This window comes from Kitasatospora kazusensis, from assembly GCF_039529945.1.
Taxonomy (GTDB): Bacteria; Actinomycetota; Actinomycetes; order Streptomycetales; family Streptomycetaceae; genus Kitasatospora; species Kitasatospora kazusensis.
In genome coordinates, this window is the sequence record NZ_BAAANT010000016.1 from 92296 (window position 1) to 114550 (window position 22255).

At 73.0% G+C, this 22255-nt stretch carries 18 protein-coding genes; 12 read left to right on the forward strand and 6 right to left on the reverse strand.

Features of this window, described 5'->3' with window-relative positions; genetic code table 11:
• Window positions 1-2: 2 nt before the first annotated feature.
• On the reverse strand, window positions 3-3329 hold the full coding sequence (locus ABD330_RS16125; RefSeq protein WP_344465446.1) for an ATP-binding protein: 3327 nt from the start codon (window positions 3327-3329) through the stop codon (window positions 3-5).
• A gap of 288 nt (window positions 3330-3617) precedes the next feature.
• On the opposite strand from ABD330_RS16125, the gene ABD330_RS16130 reads away from it, so the two are divergent.
• The 3 genes from ABD330_RS16130 to ABD330_RS16140 all read left to right on the forward strand — a co-directional run bounded on the left by ABD330_RS16130 (window position 3618) and on the right by ABD330_RS16140 (window position 8876).
• Window positions 3618-4433, forward strand: a complete 816-nt coding sequence (locus ABD330_RS16130) for a site-2 protease family protein (RefSeq protein WP_344465448.1) — start codon at window positions 3618-3620, stop codon at window positions 4431-4433.
• A 198-nt stretch (window positions 4434-4631) separates the two neighbouring features.
• A complete protein-coding gene (locus ABD330_RS16135; protein ID WP_344465450.1) occupies window positions 4632-6647 on the forward strand; it encodes a transglycosylase domain-containing protein in 2016 nt (671 codons plus the stop codon).
• A 432-nt stretch (window positions 6648-7079) separates the two neighbouring features.
• Window positions 7080-8876, forward strand: a complete 1797-nt coding sequence (locus ABD330_RS16140) for an ABC transporter substrate-binding protein (RefSeq protein ID WP_344465452.1) — start codon at window positions 7080-7082, stop codon at window positions 8874-8876.
• A 130-nt stretch (window positions 8877-9006) separates the two neighbouring features.
• On the opposite strand, the gene ABD330_RS16145 is transcribed toward ABD330_RS16140, so the two are convergent.
• Window positions 9007-9195, reverse strand: coding sequence for a hypothetical protein (locus ABD330_RS16145; protein ID WP_344465455.1), 189 nt, complete (start codon window positions 9193-9195; stop codon window positions 9007-9009).
• Window positions 9196-9304: 109 nt separating this feature from the next.
• On the reverse strand, window positions 9305-9997 hold the full coding sequence (npdG, locus tag ABD330_RS16150) for an NADPH-dependent F420 reductase (protein ID WP_344465457.1): 693 nt from the start codon (window positions 9995-9997) through the stop codon (window positions 9305-9307).
• 46 nt (window positions 9998-10043) lie between these two features.
• Between npdG and ABD330_RS16155 the strand changes: the two genes are divergently transcribed.
• The gene (locus tag ABD330_RS16155) at window positions 10044-10625 is read left to right on the forward strand and encodes a hypothetical protein (RefSeq protein WP_344465459.1); all 582 of its coding nucleotides are present in this window, start codon (window positions 10044-10046) and stop codon (window positions 10623-10625) included.
• A gap of 36 nt (window positions 10626-10661) precedes the next feature.
• On the opposite strand, the gene ABD330_RS16160 is transcribed toward ABD330_RS16155, so the two are convergent.
• Complete coding sequence (locus tag ABD330_RS16160) at window positions 10662-11753, reverse strand: DUF4190 domain-containing protein (RefSeq protein WP_344465461.1); 1092 nt, start codon at window positions 11751-11753, stop codon at window positions 10662-10664.
• Window positions 11754-11887: 134 nt separating this feature from the next.
• Between ABD330_RS16160 and ABD330_RS16165 the strand changes: the two genes are divergently transcribed.
• On the forward strand, window positions 11888-13204 hold the full coding sequence (locus tag ABD330_RS16165; protein ID WP_344465463.1) for an MFS transporter: 1317 nt from the start codon (window positions 11888-11890) through the stop codon (window positions 13202-13204).
• A gap of 61 nt (window positions 13205-13265) precedes the next feature.
• Here the strand turns inward: ABD330_RS16165 and ABD330_RS16170 are convergent, their stop codons facing one another.
• On the reverse strand, window positions 13266-13484 hold the full coding sequence (locus tag ABD330_RS16170) for a hypothetical protein (protein ID WP_344465465.1): 219 nt from the start codon (window positions 13482-13484) through the stop codon (window positions 13266-13268).
• 121 nt (window positions 13485-13605) lie between these two features.
• Here ABD330_RS16170 and map point away from each other — a divergent pair, with 121 nt between their 5' ends.
• Window positions 13606-14451 carry a type I methionyl aminopeptidase gene (map, locus tag ABD330_RS16175; protein ID WP_425555547.1) on the forward strand — a complete coding sequence of 282 codons (846 nt, stop codon included), beginning with the start codon at window positions 13606-13608 and terminating at the stop codon, window positions 14449-14451.
• A 49-nt stretch (window positions 14452-14500) separates the two neighbouring features.
• Here map and ABD330_RS16180 read toward each other — a convergent pair whose 3' ends face one another.
• Window positions 14501-15202 carry a bifunctional DNA primase/polymerase gene (locus ABD330_RS16180; protein WP_344465467.1) on the reverse strand — a complete coding sequence of 234 codons (702 nt, stop codon included), beginning with the start codon at window positions 15200-15202 and terminating at the stop codon, window positions 14501-14503.
• A gap of 371 nt (window positions 15203-15573) precedes the next feature.
• Here ABD330_RS16180 and ABD330_RS16185 point away from each other — a divergent pair, with 371 nt between their 5' ends.
• The 6 genes from ABD330_RS16185 (at window position 15574) to ABD330_RS16210 (ending at window position 22248) form a co-directional block, all read left to right on the forward strand.
• Window positions 15574-15795: a hypothetical protein gene (locus ABD330_RS16185; RefSeq protein ID WP_344465469.1), complete on the forward strand. Its 222-nt coding sequence runs from the start codon at window positions 15574-15576 to the stop codon at window positions 15793-15795.
• A 350-nt stretch (window positions 15796-16145) separates the two neighbouring features.
• Window positions 16146-17180, forward strand: coding sequence for an alpha/beta hydrolase (locus ABD330_RS16190; protein ID WP_344465471.1), 1035 nt, complete (start codon window positions 16146-16148; stop codon window positions 17178-17180).
• A gap of 544 nt (window positions 17181-17724) precedes the next feature.
• On the forward strand, window positions 17725-18816 hold the full coding sequence (locus tag ABD330_RS16195; protein WP_344465473.1) for an ATP-grasp domain-containing protein: 1092 nt from the start codon (window positions 17725-17727) through the stop codon (window positions 18814-18816).
• Complete coding sequence (locus tag ABD330_RS16200) at window positions 18813-20039, forward strand: AMP-binding protein (RefSeq protein ID WP_344465475.1); 1227 nt, start codon at window positions 18813-18815, stop codon at window positions 20037-20039. The genes ABD330_RS16195 and ABD330_RS16200 overlap by 4 nt, the downstream gene beginning before the upstream one ends.
• Window positions 20036-21340 (forward strand): MFS transporter, encoded by a 1305-nt coding sequence (locus ABD330_RS16205; protein ID WP_344465477.1) that lies wholly within the window; start codon window positions 20036-20038, stop codon window positions 21338-21340. Before ABD330_RS16200 ends, ABD330_RS16205 begins: the two co-directional genes overlap by 4 nt.
• The gene (locus tag ABD330_RS16210) at window positions 21337-22248 is read left to right on the forward strand and encodes an SDR family NAD(P)-dependent oxidoreductase (protein ID WP_344465479.1); all 912 of its coding nucleotides are present in this window, start codon (window positions 21337-21339) and stop codon (window positions 22246-22248) included. Before ABD330_RS16205 ends, ABD330_RS16210 begins: the two co-directional genes overlap by 4 nt.
• The last annotated feature ends 7 nt before the right edge of the window (window positions 22249-22255 follow it).

Consider the following 22255-nt stretch of genomic DNA (forward strand, 5'->3'; position numbering starts at 1 on the left):
CGTCAGAACGACCCCGGATCGTCCAGCAGGGCGGTCGCCTCGGCGAGCGAGAGGCGGCCGCCCTCGGCCAGTGCCTGTTCGAAGGCCTCCGCGCCGAGCATCGAACGCAGGGCGCGGTCGTCCGACTCGCGCTCGCGCCGCTCCAGGTAGGACCCGACCTGGCCGTGCAGCCCGTGGTGCGCCCCGAGCAGGACGGCCGCCCGGCGGGCCGGCCGCAGGTCGCCGTCCCGCTCGGCGAGTGCGAGCAGGACGCCGAGGGCGGGCAGGAACAGCATCACCGTCATGTGCTCGGCGAACACCGACGCCGAATCGTCCGCCGAGCGGATCTGCCGGCGGCCCTCGGCCACCAGCTCCACGCCCCGGCCGGGGTCGCCGCCGCGCGCCGTCGCCCAGCCGCGGATGCAGGTCACGACCCCGCGGAAGACCTGCGGCACCACCTGCCCGAACGACCGCTGGCTCCGCTCCAGCCGGTCCAGCTGGCCGAGCGCCTCGGCGTACTCGCCGCGTCCGACGTGCAGGGTGCAGAGCACCATCCGTCCGTAGAGGTCCGCGCCCTCGGCGGAGTGGGTGCCGAGGTCGACGGCCTCCAGCGCCTCGCGGACCAGCCGCTCGCCCTGCTCCGGATCGCTCTCGAACAGGGCCTCACCCAGCCGCACCTGGAGCATCGGCACCTCGTGCGCGGCGCCCAGCTTCTCGGCGAGGTCGATCGCCCGCCGGTAGGACTCCGCCGCGAGCACGTACTCCCCGCGCTTGGCCGCGCTCTCCGCCCCCGCGGCGAGCGCCTCGGACATCCCCCAGCGGTCGCCGGCCCGGGTGAACAGCGCCAACGCCTCGTCACTGTCCCGGACGGCCTGCTCCAGCCCGCCGACCCAGTCGTTCAGCATCCGGGACCGGACCTGCAGGATGAACGCGAGGTCGACGTCGCGGCCGTGCACCCGGCAGCCCGCCACCGCCTTGTCCAGCATCGAGCGCAGCCGGTCCGTCTCCCCCGTCAGGAAGCCCGCGAACACCCGCATCAGCACGGGGAACCGGTACGACTGCGGCAGCTCCGGGGTGTACGTCCGCACCACCGCGGCGGCCAGGCGGACGGCCTCGGTGTCCCCCAGCATCGCCAGGTTCCCGTCGAACATGCCCACCAGCAGGTGGATCCGAAGGTGCCGCCGGGCCTCCGCCAGCATGTCGGGGTGCATCGGGAGCGGCGCGTCCAGCGGGCCGGTGAGCAGCGGGGCCGGAGCCGGGGCGCCGTCGGCGAACGGGTCCGGGCCGAGCGCGGCGACGGCCCGGTACCAGCCGTTCGCCTCCTGGTGGTAGTCGCGCAGCGTCCAGAACCAGCTCATCCCCAGGACGACGGCCAGCGCCTCCTGCTCCTCGCCGCCGTCCACCGCGCGGCGCAGCGCGGCCCGGATGTTGTCCTGTTCGCGCTCCAGCACGGCGAGCAGGTGCAGCTGTCCGGGGCCGTGCAGACCCGGCTCGGCGGTGCGGACCAGCTCGCGGAAGCAGCTGAGGTGCCGGGCCGCGGCGCCGTCCCCGGGCGCCTCGGCGAGGCGTTCGGCGGCGTACTCGTGGATGGTCTCCAGCATCCGGTACCGGGGTTCGGCGCCGAGCCCGGCGACCAGCAGGGACTTGTCGACCAGGGAGAGCAGCAGGTCGGCGACCTCCTCGCGCGGCACCTCGGTACCGTCCGCGCAGACCTGCTCGGCCGCCTCCAGGGTCCAGCCGCCGGCGAAGACGGCGAGCCTGCGCAGCACGGTGCGTTCGCGCTTGCCCAGCAGGTCCCAGCTCCAGTCGACCACCGCGCGCAGGGTCTGCTGACGGGGCAGCAGGGTACGGGAGCCCGCCGTGAGCAGGGCGAACCGGCCGTCCAGCCGGTCGGCGATCTGCCGGGTCGTCAGCCCGCGCAGCCGGGCGGCGGCCAGCTCGATGGCCAGCGGCAGGCCGTCCAGGCGGCGGCAGATCTCGGCGGCGGCCGGGTCCTCGGCCGGGTCGAAGCCGGGGCGGGCCGCCGCGCCGCGCTCGGCGAACAGCCGCAGGGCGGCCGGCCCGGGCAGCGGCTCGACCGGGACGACCACCTCGCCGGGGACGCCGAGCGGCTCCCGGCTGGTCGCCAGCACGGTCAGCCCCGGGCACTCGGCGAGCAGCCGGTCGGTCAGCTCGGCGGCGGCCTGGATCAGGTGCTCGCAGTTGTCCAGCACCAGCAGCAGCCGGCGGTGCGCGCAGTGCTCGACGATCCGCTGTACCGGGTCGTCGGTGCGGACCGCCTCGGCCACCGCGCCGGCGGTGTGCAGGACGGTCTCGCGCAGTCCGAGCGCGGAGAGCAGCGCGCCCGGGACGGCGGCCGGGTCGTCCAGCGGCGCCAGTTCGGCGAGCCAGACGCCGTCCGGCCAGTGCCCGGCCGCCTGGGCCAGCCGGCCGGCCTCGATCGAGAGCCTGGTCTTCCCGGAGCCGCCCGGACCGGTCAGGGTGGTCAGCCGGCCGGCCGCCAGCGCGACGCCCAGCGCGGCGAGGTCGGTGTCCCGGCCGACGAAACTGGTCAGCCTCGGCAGCAGGTTGCCCGCCGGACGGGGGCCGGGCGGACGGGGGCCGGGCGGCGGGGCCGGGAGGAGACCGGGAGAGCCGGCCGGCCGCAGCAGGTCCTGGTGGAGCGCGCGCAGTTCGGTGCCCGGGTCGGCGCCGAGCTCGTCCGCGAGGGCGCGGCGGGCGGTGTCGAACTGGCGCAGCGCGTCGGCGGTGCGGCCGCTGTCGCGCAGGGCCCGGATCAGCAGGACCTGCGCCTGCTCGTCCGAGGGGCGCAGTTCGCAGAGTTCGGCGAGTTCGGCGGTCAGCCCGGCGGCCCGGCCCAGCGCCAGTTCGGCGCGGATCCGCTGCCGCCGGACGTCCTCGCGCTGTGCCTCCAGCCGGGTCGCGGGGCCGGCCCGGTCCGGCAGGTCGGCCAGGGCGGGGCCGCGCCAGAGTGCCAGCGCGGCGCCCAGCCGTTCGGCCGCCAGGCCGTGGTCGGCGGCGTCCAGTGCCTTGCGCCCTTCGGCGGTCAGCCGCTCGAACTCGCCGAGGTCGGTGGCGCCCCCCGTCAGCCAGTAGCCCGCCGGGCCCGAGCCGACCTCGTCCCGGCCGACGGTCCGGCGCAGCCGTCCGACCAGCGTCTGCAGGGCCGCGGAGGCGTCCTGCGGCGGGTCCGCGCCCCAGACCTCGTCGACCAGCAGGTCGGCCGGGACGGGCCGCCCCTGCCGGAGGGCCAGCGCGGTCAGCAGCGCGCGCAGGCGGGCGCCACCCAGCGGTATCGGGGTGCCGTCGTCCTGCCGGGCGCTGGTGGTGCCAAGGATGCTGTAGTACACCGCACCATTTTGACTGCTCCCCCGGCCCGGACCGGCGATTTGCGGTTCCCGCCGCGGGATCCACGCCCGTACCGCTACCGCCCGGCCCGCCGGTCACGCGGTGCCGGGGCGACGGTCAGGGGGCGGCGGCTCCCGTACACCCGCCCGGTCGCGGGGTGCGGGGGCCGCGCGGAACCAGGGCCGGATACCACGCGTTCACCAGGGGCCGCTTGTCGGGGCCCGTCCCGGCCCGGCATGATCGGACCTCTGCCCGCCGCCCCCGCCCCCGACGCTCGGAGCCCCACCGCCATGACCTTCGCCGATACTCAGCGCTCGCGCAGCGAGGACCGCCGGATCAGCCCGGTCTTCTGGGTGCTGCTCGCGACCCTCGCCACCGCCGGCTGGGCGGTGTGGTCGGGCTACGGCAACGCCGGCTTCGGGGTGTTCCTCTTCGTGGTGGCGGGCTGGATGGTCTCGCTCTGTCTGCACGAGTACGCGCACGCCCGGACGGCGATGCACAGCGGCGACATCTCGATCGGCGCCAAGGGCTACCTGACCCTGAACCCCTTCAAGTACGTCAACACCCTCTTCAGCTTCGTACTGCCGGTGATCTTCGTGATCCTCGGCGGCATCGGCCTGCCCGGCGGTGCGGTCTACATCGAGCGGCACCGCATCCAGGGCCGGCTGAAGCACAGCCTGATCTCGGCGGCGGGCCCGCTGGTCAACGTGGTCTTCGCGGCGCTGCTGCTGATCCCGGTCGGCGCCGGCTGGCTGGACGACTCCACGGTGCACGCGTTCTACGAGGGCCAGGAGCTGAACGTCTCCCCGCTCGCGGTGGCGCTCGGCTTCCTCGGCATGCTCCAGCTGAGCGCCGCGCTGCTGAACCTGCTGCCCGTCCCGGGCCTGGACGGCTACGGCATCATCGAGCCGTGGCTCTCGCCGCAGGCCCGGCGCGCGGTCGCACCGTTCGCGCCGTACGGGATGCTCGCGGTGTTCATCGTGCTGTGGCAGTCGGCGGTCAACCAGTGGTTCTTCGGCCTGGTCTACGACCTCATGGGCTTCTTCGGCGTCGACGGCGGCTACGCGCAGCTCGGTCACTACCTGTTCCAGTTCTGGCAGAACTAGGGCCTGTTTGGATCCGACACGATCGAGCCTTGCCCGGCAAGGCCGGGCGGCCGGTCGGGCCGGTCCACGGCGCCGGCCCGCCGGGGGGAATCTGTCGCAATCCTGTGACGGAAGACGCCTGCCGTTCTGTCCGATTTCTCATTCCGCGTACTTACGCTCAGAGGCATGTCTCCGTCGCGCTCTCGCTCCTCCGCACGCATGATCAGGCTTGCCGTCCAGCTGGTCGGCATCAGCACGGTGGCCGGTGTGGTCACCGCCGGGCTGGCGCTGCCCGCGATAGGCAGCGCGGGGCTGGGCGCGAAGGAGGCCGTCTCGGGCTTCAACAGCCTGCCGAGCGACTTCACCGCTCCCCCGCTCTCCCAGGCGTCCACGGTCTACGACGCGGACGGCGGCGTGATCGCCACCGTGTACAACCGGGACCGCACCGTCGTGCCGAGCGACCAGATATCCCCGCTGATGAAGTCGGCGCTGGTGGACATCGAGGACAACCGCTTCTACGAGCACGGCGCGATCGACCTGAAGGGCGTGCTGCGGGCGATCAACAAGAACGCGGCGAGCGGCGGCGTCTCGCAGGGCGCCTCCACGCTCACCCAGCAGTACGTGAAGAACGTCTTCGTCGACGAGGCGGGCGACGACCAGCAGGCGGTGCTGGCCGCCCAGGCGCAGACCATCGGCCGCAAGCTCAAGGAGATGAAGTACGCGATCAAGCTGGAGGAGACCCTCACCAAGGACCAGATCCTCACCAACTACCTGAACATCACGTTCATGGGTGAGCAGGCGTACGGGGTCGAGGCCGCCTCCCAGCGGTACTTCAGCGTCCACGCCAAGGACCTCTCGCTCCCGCAGGCCGCCCTGCTGGCCGGCATCGTGCAGTCGCCCACCGGGTACGACCCGATCGTCAACCCCAAGCAGTCCAAGGAACGCCGGGACACCGTGCTGCGCAAGATGGCGCAGTACGGCACCATCACCCAGGCCCAGGCGGACCAGGCGATCGCCTCCCCGATCACCCTCAACGTGAGCCGCCCGCAGCAGGGCTGCATCACGGCGGCGCAGGGCGAGGGCTTCTTCTGCGACTACGTGAAGAAGGTGGTCACCACCGACCCGGCCTTCGGCGCGAGCTCGGCCGACCGGCAGGCGCTGTGGAAGCGCGGCGGCCTGCAGATCCACACCACGCTCGACCCCAAGGCGCAGCAGGCCCTCCAGCAGTCGGTCAGCACCCACGTCTACGCCTCGGACAAGGCGGCCACCGCGATGAGCGTGGTGCAGCCGGGCACCGGCAAGATCATCGCGATGGGCCAGAGCCGCCCGTACGGCGTCAACGACAATCAGACCACGATCAACCTGAACGTGACCAAGGCGATGGGCGGCGGGCTCGGCTTCCCGACCGGCTCGACCTTCAAGCCGATCGTGGCCGCCGCCGCGCTGGAGAACGGCATCACGCCCTCGCAGTCGTACCCCTCGCCGTACAGCATGCCGTGGCCGGACATGAAGAGCTGCAGCGGCACCCGTGTCCACACCAGCGGCGACGTGCACAACGACTCCACCAGCCTGGTCGGGCCGTTCACCATGGGGCCCGCGATGGCCCAGTCGGTGAACACCTACTTCGTCTCGCTGGAGGGCGACGCCGGACTCTGCAACGTGGTGCAGATGGCCAACAAGCTCGGCATCAGCCAGCAGGCCGGCGGTGACACGCTCCAGCAGGTGCAGTCCATGACGCTGGGCAGCAACGCCCTCACCCCGCTGGAGATGGCGAGCGCGTACGCCGCCTTCGCCGCGCACGGCACCTACTGCACCCCGACCGCGATCAGCTCCGTCACCACGGCCGACGGCAAGTCGCTGTCCGTCCCGGCGCCCGACTGCCGCCCGGTGATGTCCACCGGTACGGCCGACTCGATCACCACCATGCTCAAGGGCGTGGTGCAGGACGGCACCGGCGCCCAGGCCGGCCTGAGCGACCGCGACAGCGCCGGCAAGACCGGCACCACCAACGCCGGCCGCCAGGTCTGGTTCGTCGGCTACACCCCCGAGCTGTCCGCCGCCACGGTCGTCAGCGACGTCGCCGCCCCCACCTCCCTGGACGGCCAGAGCATCGGCGGCCACACCGTCGACCAGGCCTTCGGCGGCACCCTGGCCGGCCCGATCTGGCGCGACGCGATGAGCGGCGCCCTCGACGGCACCAGCCCGCAGTCCCTCACCACCGTCCCGCTGCAGTAACGGCCCCCGGCACCACAGCCCCCGGCCCGAACGGCCCCCGCACCGCCGCCCTTCAAGGGCGGCGGTGCGGGGGCCGTTCGGCGTTCCGGGGGTGCCTGTCCGCCGGGCAAGGTGACAACGCCGTACCCAACGCGGTTGACCGGGTGCGGGAGCTGGCCGGAGAGTCGTGAACCAGTCAGCCAAACATGCATTTCGAGACATCCTCGAAAGGCAACGCACGTTGTGTCCAAGGGAGTTCAGTCGCACGAACCGGCAGGCGCCGGCTGTCGGCCGAGGACGACCTGACCGCCGGGAAGCACGGCGGGAAGCACGGCCGGAAGCACGGCCGGCGCGGAGCATCCGCGCGCACGTCCGGACCGGCAGGACGCCCGCCGCCGATGCCCGCCGTCCGTGCACCACACACTCTCACTCCGAGCTCTGGGGAAACACCTGATGACTCGTATGAACGACATGTTCCGTACGGCGAGAAGCAGATCCACGCTGGCGGCCCTCGCCGTGGGATCACTGATCCTCACCTGCACCGCCGCCGGCACCTCCGCGACAGCGGCCGCGCAGGACGCGCTCGCGAACCCGGCGCAGATCACCTTCGCCGACGCGGCCGGCTCCACCGGCCCCGCGCAGCCGATCCCGGGAGCCACCGGCGGCGGCACCCTGAACGTGCTCCAGCAGGACACCTTCGGTCACCTCGACCCCGCCCAGGTCTACGTCAACAACCAGGCGCAGCTGGCCACCCTGCTGGACCGGGGCCTGACCACCTACAAGCTCGACAACGCGGGCGCGTACTCGGTCGTCGGCGACCTGGCCACCGACAGCGGCAGGATGACCGACGGCGGCCGGACGTGGACCTACACGCTCAAGAACGGGATCCGCTGGGAGGACGGCACGCCGATCACCTCGGCCGACATCCGCCAGTCCGTCGAGCGCCTGTTCGCGCCGTTCATCACCAACGGCCCGACCTACCTCCAGCGGTGGCTGGCCGACACCAGCGGCACGGACTACCGCAACCTGCTGCCCGACGGCCCCTACACGGGCAGCCACCTGCCCGACTCCGTGCTCGCCACCCCGGACGCGAGGACCGTCGTCTTCCACTTCAAGCAGGCGCAGCCCGACCTGCCCTACGCGCTGGCGCTCGCCGGGTACAGCGCGGTCCCGCTGGCCAAGGACACCAAGCAGGCGTACGACCTGGCGCCGGTGGCCTCCGGCCCGTACCGGATCCAGGAGTTCAAGCCGGGCGTCTCGATGACCCTGGTCCGCAACACCCAGTGGGACCCGGCCACGGACTCGGCGCGGCACCAGTACCCGGACCGGTTCCAGATCTCCTTCAACGTCTCCAGCGTGGACGCCACCCACCGCCTGATGAGCGACAGCGGAGACGACCGGACCGCGACCACCTTCACCAACTCGGTGGACCCGGCCGACATCGCCCAGGTCATGGCCGACCCGCAGCAGGCCGGGCGGACCCTCGCCGGCTACCAGTCGTACGTCGCGCAGATCAACTTCAACACCAAGCTGATCACCGACCGCCGCCTGCGGCTCGCCCTCGCCTACGCCGTCCCGACCCAGGCCGTGTACGACGCCCAGGGCGGCGCGTACGGCGCCGAGTTGGCCGGCAGCTTCATCAGCCCGACCCTGCCGGGCTACAAGAAGAGCGACCCGCTCGGCAAGGTCGCCCACCCCGCCGGTGAGCCGGACAAGGCCCGCCGGATCCTCAAGAGCCTGCACAAGGTGGGCATGAAGATCCGCTACGCCTTCGTGGACAGCCCGGCGGCCCAGCAGTACTCGGCCGCCGTCGAGGCCGCGCTGGACAAGGCCGGCTTCGACGTGGAGCGGGTCGCGATCCCGGGCCGCAACTACTACGACACCATCGGCCGGACCGACAACAGCTTCGACATGTACGGCTCGGCGTGGGGCGCGGACTGGCCCAGCGGCCTGACCGTGATCCCGCCGCTCTTCGACGGCCGCACGGTCGCCGACGGCGCCTCCAACCACTCGATGATCGACGACCCCGGGGTCAACCGGCGGATCGACCGCGCCAAGACCGTCACCAACCCGCAGAAGGCCGCGGCGGCGTGGATGAAGCTGAGCGACTACATCGCCAAGGACGTGGTCCCGGCCGTCCCGACGGTCTACTACAAGCAGCTGCAGATGTACGGCTCGCGCGTCGGCGGGGCGGCCTACAACAAGTTCTTCTGCAACATCGACGCGACGCGGCTGTACGTGAAGCCGTAGCGCGACCGGTGGCCGGAGTCCGGGCCCGGCTGCGGCCGGGCCCCTACTCCGGCTTCCAGTTCTCCGGCTCCGGCTTGCGGCTCTCCGGCTCTCCGGCTCTCCGGCTCTCCGGCTTACGGCTCTCCGGTTTCTAGCTCCCCGAGGATGCCGACGCCTTCGCCAGGCGCTCACGGCGGATGTAGAACCAGGCGATGTTGCTGGAGACGCCCGCGAGCAGGACCCACACCACCCCGAACCAGTTGCCCTGGACGAACGAGACCACAGCGGCGGTCACCGCCAGCACGAAGACGATCGAGGCCATCAGGGCGTTGCGGGGCATGCGGGGGCTCCTAGGTGCGGGGGCGGTCGGCATCCATTGTCCCGGAAGCCCCCGCTCGCGACGGCGGGGGGGGCTTCCGGGCAGACCGGCGGCGGGCCGGCCGACGGTCCTAGACGTCCGTGACGCGAAGGCCCGCGTGGGCCTTGTAGCGGCGGTTCACCGAGATCAGGTTGGCCACCAGCGACTCCACCTGGTGGGCGTTGCGCAGCCGTCCGGCGAAGACGCCGCGCATGCCGGGGATCCGGGCGGCCAGTGCCTGCACGGTGTCGGTGGCCTCGCGGTCCTCGCCGAGCACCATCACGTCGGTGTCGATCTCCGCGAGCGACTCGTCCTGGAGCAGCACCGCCGAGAGGTGGTGGAAGGCGGCCGTGACCCGGGAGTCCGGGAGCAGCGCGGCGGCCTGCTGGGCGGCGCTGCCCTCCTCGGGCTTCAGCGCGTAGGCGCCCTGCTTGTCGAAGCCCAGCGGGTTGACGCAGTCGACGACGATCTTGCCCGCCAGCTCCTCGCGGAGCGCGGACAGCGTCGCGGCGTGGCCGTCCCACGGCACCGCGACGATCACGATGTCGCTCTCCCGTGCGGTGGTCGCGTTGTCCGCGCCGCGTACGCCGAGGCCCAGCTCGGCGGCGGACGCCTCGGCCCGCTCGGCCGTACGCGAGCCGATGACGACCTGCTGGCCGGCCTTGGCCAGCCGGTAGGCCAGGCCGCGGCCCTGGTCGCCGGTGCCGCCCAGGACGCCGACCACGAGCTGTGAGACGTCAGGGAGCTGGTGGGCCGGGTTGGTCACTGAATCGTGGGTACTCATGGGGAGATCCTGCCAAAGCGTGGATGGCGGCTCCATCCTGAACGGCATGGACGCCGTGAGAGTTTCAGCACTACGCCAGTCCCTGGCCGGCACCGGCTGGCCGGAGTCGGCCGGGGTGTTCGCGGGCGCGCTGCGGCACTCGGTCAGCCGCCGCACCGCCGACGGCCTGCTGCTGGTCGGCACCGAACGCTACGAACCGTGGCACCTGGCCGCTCATCTGGACGACGAGGCGCGCTGGTCGGGTGTCCCCCGACTGGCCCCCACCCTGCTGCGCCATCAGGTACCGGAGGGCGCACCGGCGCACCTCGGGTACGGGCTCGGACGGCTGACGGAGGTGCGGCGCGGCGTGACGGTGCTGGTGGTGGCGCCCGCCACCGCCGGGGTGCCGCTGCTGGAGCGGGTGCAGGACGCCCGCCGCGGCGGTGCCACCGTCCTGGCCCTGGACACCGGTGACCGCGAGCTGGCCGGCCTGGCGCACGAACGGCTGGCCGTGCCGGGGGCCGGGGAGGAGCCCTTCGAACTGGTCCAGCACCTGGTCAGCGCGGCCGCCGGCTCCGCGCCCGGCCTCCGCGCCCGGCTGGCCCGCCTCGCCGAGCGGCTCACCGCGCCGACGGCGGTGCGGTGGTAGCCGCCTGGCGGCCGCGGCCGCCGGGCGGGTGGCCGTTCAGCTCGGACGGGTCCGCAGGGAGAGCAGCTGTCGGACCGCCGCCTGGTCCTCGAGGGAGGGCGTGGCCTGCGCATCCGCCACCTTGGCGTCCCGCTCGGCCCCGGTCGGCGGCCAGGCCAGCACGGCCTTGGCGGAGTCGAGTTCCCTCTGCAGGGCCCGCTCCAGGTCCTCCATCGCCGGGGCGGTGCCGCCGGGCCAGGTCCTGGCCCGCAGTTCGAGCAGAGCGTAGGTCAGTCCGTACACCCGCTGCTGGGCCCAGTCGTGCCAGGCCGCCGGGTCCGTACCGGGCGAGTCGGTCGGCGACTTCCAGTCCAGGTGGCGGGTGGCGTCCAGATAAGCGTTCTGGTCGTGGGTCAGAGTCGACGAGTCGAACCGCAGGCTCCCCCGCATCCGGGCGGAGTCGTCGACGAAGGCACAGACCGCGAGGTGCGGGTCCCGGTCCCACGCGGTCTGGTCGCCTGCGGCGAAGTGGACTCTCCGCAGGCGGGCCGGGACTCCCCAGGGGTCGGCCGCGTAGCTCACCGTCATCGTCCCGCAGAGCTTGGCGGCCATGGTGGAGACGGCGTCCCGACCCGGGAAGTGATCACCGAACAGCTCGGTGGTGCCGGTCACCTCGCCGAAGTGCGGCTGCCCACACGGCACGACGAGGAACCTGTCCGTCATCAGCTTCGGGGCGCGGTCGAAGCACTGGCCGGTGCGCAGCGCGGAAACCTTCACCGAACCGAACACCGAGCCGCCGAGCAGCAGCGCCGTCACGCCTCCGACCACGGTCGCGCACAGGCCCAGGCCGCCGAGCACGACGCCGGCGACGGCCAGCGCCTTGCCGCGCTGCCCCCGCCGCCGGAGTTGGATCAGGGCGGTGATGCCGAAGCCGAGGGCCAACGGCCAGACGCAGCAGAGCAGGCCGGTGACCAGCGAGGCGATGGCGAACCGGTTGCTCCCCGAAGCGGCGGCGGGCAGCGGCGGCTCCGCGTGCCAGTCCTGCGGAGGCCGGGGCGGCTGGTCCGGGTCAGGGCCTGGGTCCGGCGGGGCCCACGGGTCGGCCCCGGATCTCCCGGCCTCCGGCGCGCTCGACTTCTCGGACTTCACGGCGTTCCCCCACAAGCACTCTGGTCCGCACTTGTGTGCGATATCGCACGAGACTGTATCGGGCTGGTGACACGGCTCGGACCACCGTTAATTCGATTGCGGCGCCGCGCCCGCAGAGCGGATCATCACCCCCGATGACTTCCGAACCCCCTGGCCTGCCCCGGCTCCGCGCACTGATCCGCAAGATCCGCCCCGATCTGGCCCCTTGGCGTTCCTCGCGGGACTTCCGCCTGCTCTGGAGCTCGGGGTGCGTCTCCGCCTTCGGCAGCTTCCTGACCTACGTGGCGGTGCCGCTGCAGATCAAGGACCTGACCGGCTCCTCGCTGGCCGTCGGCCTGGTCGGGGCGGTGGAGCTGCTGCCGCTGATCGTCTTCGGCCTGTGGGGCGGAGCGCTCGCCGACGCGCTGGACCGCCGCAGGCTGGTGCTGTTCTCGGAGGCCGGGCTCGGCCTGCTCTCGGGGCTGCTGCTGCTCAACGCGCTGCTGCCGACCCCGCTGCTGTGGCCGATCTACCTGGTCGCGGGCCTGGTCGCCGCCGTGGACGGGCTCCAGCGCCCGGCGCTGGACTCGCTCACCCCCAGGATCGTCGCGCACGACCAGCTGACCGCCGCGTTCGCCCTCAAATCGCTCTACCGCAACGCCGCTTCGGTGGCCGGCCCGGCCCTGGCGGGCGTCATCGTGGTGGCGGCGGGCGTCCGGTGCGCGTACGCGCTGGACGTGGCCACCTTCGCCGTCTCGCTGCTGCTGCTCGCCCGGATGCGCGCCGTCCCGCCGTCCACCGGCGCCGAGAAGCCCTCGCTGCGGGCGATCGGCAACGGGGTGCGGTACGCCTGGAGCCGCAAGGACCTGCTGGGCACGTACGCCATCGACACCTGCGCGATGCTCTTCGCGTACCCGGTCGCGATCTTCCCCTTCCTGGCCGCCGACCTGCACGCGACCTGGGCGCTCGGCCTGATGTACGGGGCCTCGGCGGTCGGCGCGCTGGTGGTCTCGGTGACCAGCGGATGGACCTCCCACATCCACCGGCACGGCCGGGTGCTGGTGCTCGCCGCGCTCGGCTGGGGCGCCGCGATGGCGCTGGCCGGGCTGGCCGGGCAGATATGGCTGGTCCTGCTCTGCCTGGCGCTGGCCGGCGGCGCCGACCAGATCAGCGGGGTCGCCCGCTCGACCATGTGGAACCAGTCCATCCCGGACGGGCTGCGCGGCCGGCTGGCCGGGGTCGAGCTGCTCAGCTACTCCGTCGGCCCGCAGCTGGGCCAGGTCCGGGCCGGCGGCACGGCGGCCCTGATCGGCGTCCGGGGCTCGGTCTGGGCGGGCGGCCTGGCCTGCGTGGTCGGCGTGATCGGCCTGACCGCCGCGCTCCCGAGACTCCTCGCCTACGACGACCGGACCGACCCGCACGCGGCGGCGGTGCGCGCCGAGCGCGAGGACACCGCCGCACTCGCGGCCTGAGGCCGGACCGGGCCGGGGCCGGGGCCGGGCCCCGACAACCTCGCCCGGCCCGCCCGGCCCGTCAGTCCTCGTCCCCCTCGGCGGGCTCGTCCTGGCGCCGCCACTCGCGGTTGCGCTCGGCGGCGGTCTCCAGCGCGCGGCCGGCCTCCTCGCGGGTGGTGTACGGGCCGAGGCGGTCCTTGGCCGGGCACTCGGGGCCCTCCTCGACCTTGGCGTGCTTGATGCAGTAGAACCACTCCCCCGGCTTACCGGTGGGCTTGCTGCCGAACCCCAGTGGCATGGCCGTCTCTCCCGTCCTCGCCCGGCGCCGTCCTCCGGCGCTCACACGTACTGATCTTTCCCGTGCCCCGGCTCGTACACACAGCCGGGGCGCCGGGCACCCGGCCGATAGAATCGCCGGCATGGCTCTCGTTCCCGGCATCCAGTCCCCCGTCCGCAAGGTCCCCGCGCACATCGCACGCCCGGAGTACGTCGGCAGGCCGGCGCCGACCCCGTACACCGGGCCCGAGGTGCAGACGGCCGAGACGGTCGAGAAGATGCGGATCGCGAGCCGGATCGCCGCCCGGGCGATGGCGGAAGCCGCCAAGCTGATCGCCCCCGGGGTCACCACCGACGCCCTCGACGTCGTCGCCCACGAGTACATGTGCGACCACGGCGCCTACCCGTCGGACCTCGGCTACCGGGGCTTCCCGAAGTCGATCTGCACCTCCGTCAACGAGGTGATCTGCCACGGCATCCCGGACTCGACGGTCCTTCAGGACGGCGACATCGTCAACATCGACGCGACCGCCTACATCCACGGCGTGCACGGGGACCTGAACGCCACGTACCTGTGCGGCGACGTGGACGAGGAGTCCCGGCTGCTGGTCGAGCGGACCCGCGAATCCCTCAACCGGGCGATCAAGGCGGTCAAGCCGGGCCGGCAGATCAACGTGATCGGCCGGGTGATCGAGTCCTACGCCAAGCGCTTCGACTACGGCGTGGTCCGCGACTTCACCGGGCACGGCATCAACACGTCGTTCCACTCGGGCCTGATCATCCCCCACTACGACAGCGACCGGGCCACCGAGGTCATCAAGCCCGGCATGACCTTCACCATCGAGCCGATGCTCACCCTCGGCACCTACGACTACGAGATCTGGGCCGACGGCTGGACGGTCGTCACCAAGGACCGCAAGCGCACCGCCCAGTTCGAGCACACCCTGCTCGTGACCGCGGACGGCGCGGAGATCCTCACCCTCCCCTGAGCGGTCGCGCCCCACGCCCCCAGGGGTTTGTCCCCCGGTCGGCGCCGGCTCAGCCGATCAGCCACTGCTCCTCGGCGACCGCGCCGACCTCGGTGCAGGCGTCGGTGAGGACGTCCAGGACGCGAAGGGCGTCGGGCAGCGGCTGCTCGGGCCCGCGCAGCCAGCGGACCTCGGAGCCGTCCGGCAGTGCGGCCGGCGGGACGAGCGTGTACGAGCCCCGGCAGTGCCACCGCAGGCCGGGGTGCTCGGACATGGTGTCGGGCGTGCTGTCGAGCACGCTCGGCCACCACTCGTCCTCGTCGGCCGGGGTGCCCTTGGTGGCGGTGAAGAACAGGTAGCGGTCCTCGCCGACGGCCGCGACCGGACCGCCCACGCCGAGCAGGTCGAGCCGCTCCAGCGCCAGCCGGCCGGCCTCCGCCGGGACGTCGAGGACGTCGTGGGCCCGGCCGGTGGCGGTGACGAAGTTCGCCTGCGAGTCCCGCGAGAGCCAGTGGGCCAGCTGCTCGGGGTCGGTGGTCGCCTGGGACTGCCAGGCGAACGAGACCGGGTGCTGGGCGGGGGCCGGACAGCCGACCCGGTCGCAGGAACAGCGGTGACCGGCGGGGTGCGCGGCGGGCGCCACCGGGAATCCCGCCCGTACCGCTCCGAGCAGCAGATCCAGCCGGACGGCCGCGTCCGGACCGGCCGCGGGTCCGACCCGACGCCGGTCACGCCGCTGCCACCAGGTCGTCCACCTACTGCTGGCTTCCATCGGGCCCCTTCCGCACCTGCTGTGACCTGCTGTACCGGTACGGCACAGCAATCGACGCAACATCCGACGCAACGCCCGAGCCCGCCCGTTGCTTCCCGGGTCCGGCTCGGTCCGACACGTCCGCCACGGGCCGGAGCCGGGGTTGCCGGACGGCCGACGCCCGGGGTCACGTGACGGAGTACGAGAGTTGAAGCTCGGCGGGCAGGCGCACCGATGCGCGCCCGGCCCGGCCCGTACGGGGCCCGCTTGCCCGGGAGAACCCCGGGGGCGTACAGAGCAGGATAAGGGTGCGGGCGGGGTCCTCCCGACCGGGGGCGGTGCCGCACAGGTCACACCGGCCGCCGCACACCGGGCGGGCATAGGCTGGCCAGGTGAGAAGCGCAGACACCGAATTCATCGGCGGCCCCCTGGACGGCAAGGTCCTGCCCATCCCGCTGGGCCCCTTCAACGGCGTGCCGAACCTCTACAAGGTGCCCGTCCCGGCCCACGGGGATGTGCCCAGCACCACACTGATCTACCGCAAGGCGAAGGAGTACGACAGCAAGGGCCGCTCGCGCTGGCGGTACGAGTACGACCGGTCCGTCTCCGGCTGACTGCGCCCGCCCACCGCGGCCGCACCGCACGTGCAGTCCCGGCCACCTTCTCCGTGGCCTCGGCCCCTACTGCGCCCCCAGATCCCGACAGCCCGGCCGCTGGAAGGGCCGGCGGCCGATCCCGGGGCGGTCTCCCGAACAGCAGGGCGAAACCCGGCAACTGCCGAGGGCTGAAGCAACGTCATGGATCAAGGACAGCGCGCCACTCCACCCGGGGCAGGCGCGCCGCCCTGAGGTCGGGGGAGTGCCTCGGACGGCAGCGCGCCGCCGGTACGCCGGAACGCCGCTCGCGACCTCCCCGACGGCCTCACCCGGGGGCCGCCGCCCGGTTCGATCGGAGATTCCCCACCGTGCAGCAGTCGCAGTCGCAGCCCACCCGCACCCGCACCCGTCCGGTCCTGGCCGGTATGACCGCGCTCGCGCTCCTCACCGCCCTGGCGGCCTGCAGCAGCAACGGCAAGCCGGCCACCGACGCCGGGGCGGGCGGCAGCGCGGCGGCCGCCCCGACCACCCCGGCGAGCAGCGCACCGCCGAAGAACTCCAAGGTCGTGCTGCCGACCGGTCCGGCCGCCGCTCTGAAGAAGGTCCGGGACACCAAGGCCGGTCCGATCATGATGACCACCCTGGCGGGCAAGAAGTCCGGCGTCTCCGCCGCCGTCTGGGTCTGGCTGCCGCCGCAGTACAGCGACCCGAAGTACGCCAAGTTCGGCTTCCCGGTGCTCACCCTCTACGCGGGCGGCCAGAGCAACGGCTACAACACCTGGACGGACAACCAGCTGCCGATCCAGGAGATCGACGCCCAGCTCGCCCAGGAGCAGAAGGCGCACCCCTTCATCATGATCATGCCGGTGCAGAACCTGACGGGCGACGAGCACCGAGCCCTGGACTGCTCCGACATCCCCGGCCAGCCCAAGATGGGCACCTGGATGTCCCAGGACATCCCGGACTTCGTCCGCGCCAACTTCCGCACCCTCAAGGGCCGCGACAGCTGGGGTCTGATGGGCGCCTCCAGCGGCGCCGACTGCAGCGCCAAACTGGCCATGCAGCACCCCGACATCTACGCGGCCGCCGTGCCGATCGACGGCGACTTCAAGGCGGACTCCCTGCTCTGGAAGGGCCACCCGGCCGAACAGGAGGCCAACGGCCCCGACAAGCTGATCTCCACCAGCAAGGCCGACGTCAAGATGCTCGCCACCGCCGGCGGCGCCAGCGCGTACGAGGTCGGCGTGGTCAAGCACTGGGTCGCCAAGGCCGTCGCCCCGACCACCGTCGAGTACTACGAGCAGCCGGGCGGCAACCACCTGACCTCGGACTTCAAGAAGCTGATCCCCAACGCCCTCGAATGGCTGACCAAGAACCTCGCCGGACCCGAGAGCGACGACTGACGGCCCACCGAGGGGCGGGTACGTCACCGTCGAACCCGCGGGCCGGACGGCCCGGGGGTACGTCCCGCCCCGAGGCCGCCCCCGAGGCGCGCCGACCCTCCGGCGGTGACCCCGTACCGGCTTGACGTCCCGTGATTTGACACCACGTCACGTCAAGTCCGGAGCATTGACACGCCTCGGCGCCGTTGCCAGAGTTGGCCCGTCCGGAGCGGGCCGGTGCGAGAGCACCGGCCGGCCCTCCAGCGACGCGCCCGAGCCATGCTGGAGAAACGGGACCGGACGAGCCCCGACACCGATGCGACGCCCCGGCCCGGCGCCGAGTCGATCCGACCCCCGACACCCGCGATCCGCACCTGTCGGACACCCGGCGTCGCACGGGCCGGCCTCCCCCGTCGGCCGACGCCGTGCTGCCCCTCGTGGAATCGGACGGGGACGACCCTCCCGCGTCCGGCCGGGCGGCCTGCCGCAGCGTCCCCGGCCGGAGCGCCACCCCTGCCGACCGGCCTTCGACCGCTTCTCTGTGAGGACGACGATGACCCTACCCATGACACGGGAGCGCGGCGGTCCGACGCCGGTCCCCGGCGGTCCGCTGCGCCGCATGTGCTGGATCTTCCCCGACCGGGAGTCCACCAGGACGGCCGCGATGTGGCGGCACTACTTCTGGGACCTCTACGCGGAGGTCGCCGCGGACGCGGGGATGAGCTGGACCAGGCACGCGCCCGAGGCGGTGACGGTGGACGCCACGGTGCGCGGCCGGCCGCTGGTCTACGTGGACGACGAGCCGGTCACCCCGCAGGACACGCTCTTCATCACCGCGCTGTACTCGCTGCCCTACCAGTCGATGGACGTCTTCAACCAGTACGAGCTGTACGCGGTGCTGGAGCAGGCGGGCTTCTACCTGCCCTTCCCGCCGCAGATGTCGCTGATCGGCAACGACAAGCTGGCCACCCTGCTCCACCTCGACGGCTCCCCCGTGCCCCCGATCCCGTCGGTCCGGATCGGCACCGGCCGGGACGTCGGCAAGCACGTCTACGAGGTGGCGCTGGCGAACATGACCTACCCGGCCATCGTCAAGCCGGCCGGATGGTGCGGCGGCGGCGGGATCAACCTGGCGCACGGCCCCGAGGACGTCCGGGGCCTGGCCAGCCTGGCACAGGGCGGCGACACCACCCTGGTGGTCCAGCCGTACCTCGGCGACGGCACGGTCGACTACCGGGTGTACGTGATCGACGGCAAGCCGTACGCGGTGCTGAAGCGGACCCCGGAGGCCGGCTCACCGGTGGCCAACGCCAGCCGGGGCGGCACGATGGAGTTCGCCGCCATCCCGGACGAACTCGCCGAGGCGGCCGCCTACTTCGCCGAGCGGCTGCCGATCCCGTTCTTCTGCGTCGACTTCCTGTTCGACGGGGAGCGGTTCTGGTTCTCCGAGTTGGAGCCGGACGGGGTGATCGCCCCGGACTTCGACGATCCGCACCGCGCGGTGCAACGGGACATCACCCGTGCCCGCTTCGCCGCCTACCGGGACGCCCACGCGAAGTGGCTGGCCGACGGCGTCGCCCGCACCGTCGGCACATTCGCCACGAGCGGCACGAACATCGTTTCCAGAGCCGACAGTTCAGAGACGAGACCGAGATGACGGAGCCGTTCTCCCTGTCACCGGAGGCCGCCGGCCCGCACCTGCACGTCGCCCGCCGCTCGCTCGAACGCCTGAAGACCGTACCGGAGTTGGCGCAGCGCTACGCCGGCCGGGGCGAGCTGCTCGACCTCGACGACCTGGCCGCGCTCGCGCCGCTGGTGAAGGACGACCTGAACACCGCCCTGGCGCACCTGGAGCCCAAGGCCGAACACGGCGCCACCTGGCTCTTCCAGAGCGGCGGCAGCACCGGCGCGCCCAAGCTCGGCTACGCGCCCACCGGCTTCTACATGGCGGGCGTCCACGCGCAGTGGCAGCCGCTGGACCGCGCGGACGTCTTCGTCAACGCCTGGGGCGCCGGCCGGATGTGGGGCGCGCACTTCCTGGTCGCGGCCCTGGCCGACCTGGCGCAGTGCCAGGTCATCGCGCTGGGTTCGGTCTCCGAGGGCGAGTACGCCGAGTGGCTGGCCTTCTTCGCCGCCCGTGGGGTGACCGCGATCGGCGGGACGCCGAGTGTGCTGCGGCTGTGGTTCGCGCACGCGCGCGCCGCCGGGCTGAGCCTGCCGGCGCTGCGCAAGGTGCTCTGGCTCGGCGAGGCGTGGCAGCCCCGGATCGAGCAGGACATGGCCGTGGTCGCGCCGCAGGCGCGCCGCTGGGGCATGTTCGGCAGCACCGAGACCTGGGTCGTCGGCACCAACACCCCCGACTGCCCGGACGACACCTTCCACCCGCTGCCGGAGCAGTTGGTGCACGTCGGCCCGGACGAGCTGCTGGACTTCACCACGCTCGACCCCGAGATGCTGAACCCCGTGCTGCGGTACCGGACCGGCGACGCCGGGCGGCTGGTCGCCTGCCCGTGCGGACGGCCGGGCCGGGCGATGCGGGTGCTGGGCCGCCGGGACGGCGTGGTGCAGGTGCGCGGCCTGGGGCTGCACGTGGACGACCTCGTCGCGCGGGTGGAGCAGGAGCCGGGCGTCTCCCGGGCGCAGGTCCTGATCACCCGGCAGCAGGGCCGGGTCAGCGGGGTGGACGTCCTGCTGCTGACCGCAGGGGGCGCCGCGGTGGACGTCGAGCGGCTGCGCGGCGAGCTGCTGTCCGCGACCTTCACGCTCAGCACCGCCTTCCTGCACGATCCGGAGTCCTTCCGGCTGCGCGCGGTCGACGCGCTGATCAGCAACGACCGGACCGGCAAGACCTCGAACTCCGTCGTCCGGGAGGAGCCTTGAGACCGCGCCGCCCAGCCTCGCTGGGGCGCGGGTTCGACCTGTTCTGGTTCGGCCAGAGCGTCAGCACGGTCGGCGACCGGGTCACCGTGTTCGTGGTGCCGACCCTGATGATCTTCGTGTTGCACGCGAGCGCCCTCCAGGTGGGCGTCGTGGCGATGGCCCAGTACCTGGGCATCCCGCTGCTCGGGCCGGTCGCCGGGGTGCTGGTCGACCGGTGGGACAAGCGCCGGACGATGCTGGTCTGCGACCTGGTCCGGCTGGCGGCGGTCGGGGTCGTCCCGCTCGCGTACTGGCTGGGCCTGCTGTCCACCCCGCTGCTGTTCGGCTGCGTGGCGGTGGTCAGCGGCGCGACGATCTTCTTCAACGTGGGCTACCTGGTCGCCGTCCCCGCCGTGGTGGAGGAGCAGCACATCGTCCGTGCCTACGCGCGGTTGGAGGGCAGCGGCTCGGTGTCCGAGGTGGCCGGGCCGTCGATCGCGGCCGGCCTCTACAGCGCGCTGGGCGTGGGCGCGCTGCTGGTGGACGCGGCCAGCTACCTGGTCTCGGCCGTGTGCTTCGGCCGGATGCGGCCCTGGGGCGAGCGGACGGTCGTGCCGGGCTCGGTCCGGCAGCGGCTGACGCTCGGCTTCCGGCTGAACTGGGCCGACCCGGTGCTGCGGCGGGTGGTGGTGGCCGCGGTGACGCTCAACTGCGGCGGGCCGGTCTTCGTCACCGTGCTGCCGGTCCTCGCGTACCGGGGGCTCGGCCTCTCCGTCGGCGCCTTCGGTGCGGCGATGTCGGTCGCGGCCGTGGGGGCGCTGGCCGGCGCCGTGGTCGCGCCGAGGATCAGCGAACGGCTGGGCGTCGGAAGGACGTTGGCCTGGGCGCTGCTGCTGCACTGCCTGGCCGGCCTCGGCGTGCTCGCCGCGCCCGCCCTGGCGGCCGGGCCGGTGATCGCCGTGACGATGGGCTGCTACGGCTTCTTCATGTCGTGCATCAACGTGTGCAGCGCGCCCGCCAGGCAGTCCCGGATGTCCGCCCGCAACCAGGGCGTGATGCACGCGGCGTTCCGGACCGCGACCTGGGGCGTGATCCCGCTGGCCGCCCTCGCCGGCGGTCTGGGCGTCACCCTGCTGACGGGCTCGCTCGGGGTCCTCGACGCGGCGCGGGTGGTGATGGCCGTGGGTACGCTGCTGGCGGCCTGCTCCTTCCTGCCGGCCGTCCGGATCCAGCCGCTGCTCGACGCGGCCGAACGGCAGCGCGCCGGGACGGCCGCGGCGGTGGACCGGGTGCCGGACGAGCTGACGGACAGTGCGTCATGACGGCGGAGCACGGGATCGTGCTGGTGACCGGCACGTCCTCGGGGATCGGCCTGGCCACCGCGGTCGCCGCGGCCGAGGCCGGGTTCACCACGGTGGCGACCATGCGGGAGCCCGCCCGGGCCGGGGCGCTGCGCGAGGCGGCCGAGCGCGCCGGTGTCACGCTGGACGTCCGCCGGCTCGACGTCACCGACGCCGACTCCGTGACGGCCTGCGTCGACGGTGTCGCGCGGACGTACGGGCGGCTGGACGCGGTGGTCAACAACGCCGGTGTCTCCAACTCCGACCCGACGATGGAGATGTCGACGACGGCGGCGCTGCGGGCCAACCTGGAGGTGAACTTCTTCGGCGTGGTCGCGGTGAGCCGGGCCGCGATGCCGCTGCTGCGGGTCGGCCACGGGCGGCTGGTCACCATCGGCAGCGTGCACGGAGTCGTCGGCCAGCCGTTCAACGAGGCGTACTGCGCGGCGAAGTTCGCCGTCGAGGGGTTCATGGAGAGCCTGGCCCCGGTCGCCGGGGCGCTGGGCGTACGGGTGTCCGTCGTGGTGCCGGGCTTCGTGCCGGACACCTCGTTCGGGGTCTTCCCGGACATCGACCGGGCGACCGTCCAGGCCGCCTCCGGCCCGTACGCGTCCGTCTTCGCCGACTACCTCGACCGGATCGGCGGCCAGGGCTGGGAGGCGGCCGGGCAGCCGGCCCGGGAGGTCGCCGAGGTCGTGGTGCGGGCCCTGCGCGCCGACCGGCCGGCCTTCCGGATCCCGGCGAACCGGTGGGCCGCCGAGTACCTGGGGCACAAGCTGGCCGACCGGGACGGCTCGGCCGTGCAGACACTGGCCCGCACCTGGACCGGCAGGCCGGAGCCCGAACCCGGCCCCCTCCCCCCGCAACCCCACCGGCCGCAGTCCCGCTGACCACACA

What these genes read in the sequence shown, in the direction of transcription:
- ABD330_RS16130 (WP_344465448.1), top strand. Translation starts at nt 3,618, where the DNA reads ATGACCTTCGCCGATACTCAGCGCTCGCGCAGCGAGGACCGCCGGATC.
- ABD330_RS16135 (WP_344465450.1), top strand. Translation starts at nt 4,632, where the DNA reads ATGATCAGGCTTGCCGTCCAGCTGGTCGGCATCAGCACGGTGGCCGGT.
- ABD330_RS16140 (WP_344465452.1), top strand. Translation starts at nt 7,080, where the DNA reads ATGACTCGTATGAACGACATGTTCCGTACGGCGAGAAGCAGATCCACG.
- ABD330_RS16145 (WP_344465455.1), bottom strand. Translation starts at nt 9,195, where the DNA reads ATGCCCCGCAACGCCCTGATGGCCTCGATCGTCTTCGTGCTGGCGGTG.
- npdG (WP_344465457.1), bottom strand. Translation starts at nt 9,997, where the DNA reads ATGAGTACCCACGATTCAGTGACCAACCCGGCCCACCAGCTCCCTGAC.
- ABD330_RS16155 (WP_344465459.1), top strand. Translation starts at nt 10,044, where the DNA reads ATGGACGCCGTGAGAGTTTCAGCACTACGCCAGTCCCTGGCCGGCACC.
- ABD330_RS16165 (WP_344465463.1), top strand. Translation starts at nt 11,888, where the DNA reads ATGACTTCCGAACCCCCTGGCCTGCCCCGGCTCCGCGCACTGATCCGC.
- ABD330_RS16170 (WP_344465465.1), bottom strand. Translation starts at nt 13,484, where the DNA reads ATGCCACTGGGGTTCGGCAGCAAGCCCACCGGTAAGCCGGGGGAGTGG.
- map (WP_425555547.1), top strand. Translation starts at nt 13,606, where the DNA reads ATGGCTCTCGTTCCCGGCATCCAGTCCCCCGTCCGCAAGGTCCCCGCG.
- ABD330_RS16180 (WP_344465467.1), bottom strand. Translation starts at nt 15,202, where the DNA reads ATGGAAGCCAGCAGTAGGTGGACGACCTGGTGGCAGCGGCGTGACCGG.
- ABD330_RS16195 (WP_344465473.1), top strand. Translation starts at nt 17,725, where the DNA reads ATGACACGGGAGCGCGGCGGTCCGACGCCGGTCCCCGGCGGTCCGCTG.
- ABD330_RS16200 (WP_344465475.1), top strand. Translation starts at nt 18,813, where the DNA reads ATGACGGAGCCGTTCTCCCTGTCACCGGAGGCCGCCGGCCCGCACCTG.
- ABD330_RS16210 (WP_344465479.1), top strand. Translation starts at nt 21,337, where the DNA reads ATGACGGCGGAGCACGGGATCGTGCTGGTGACCGGCACGTCCTCGGGG.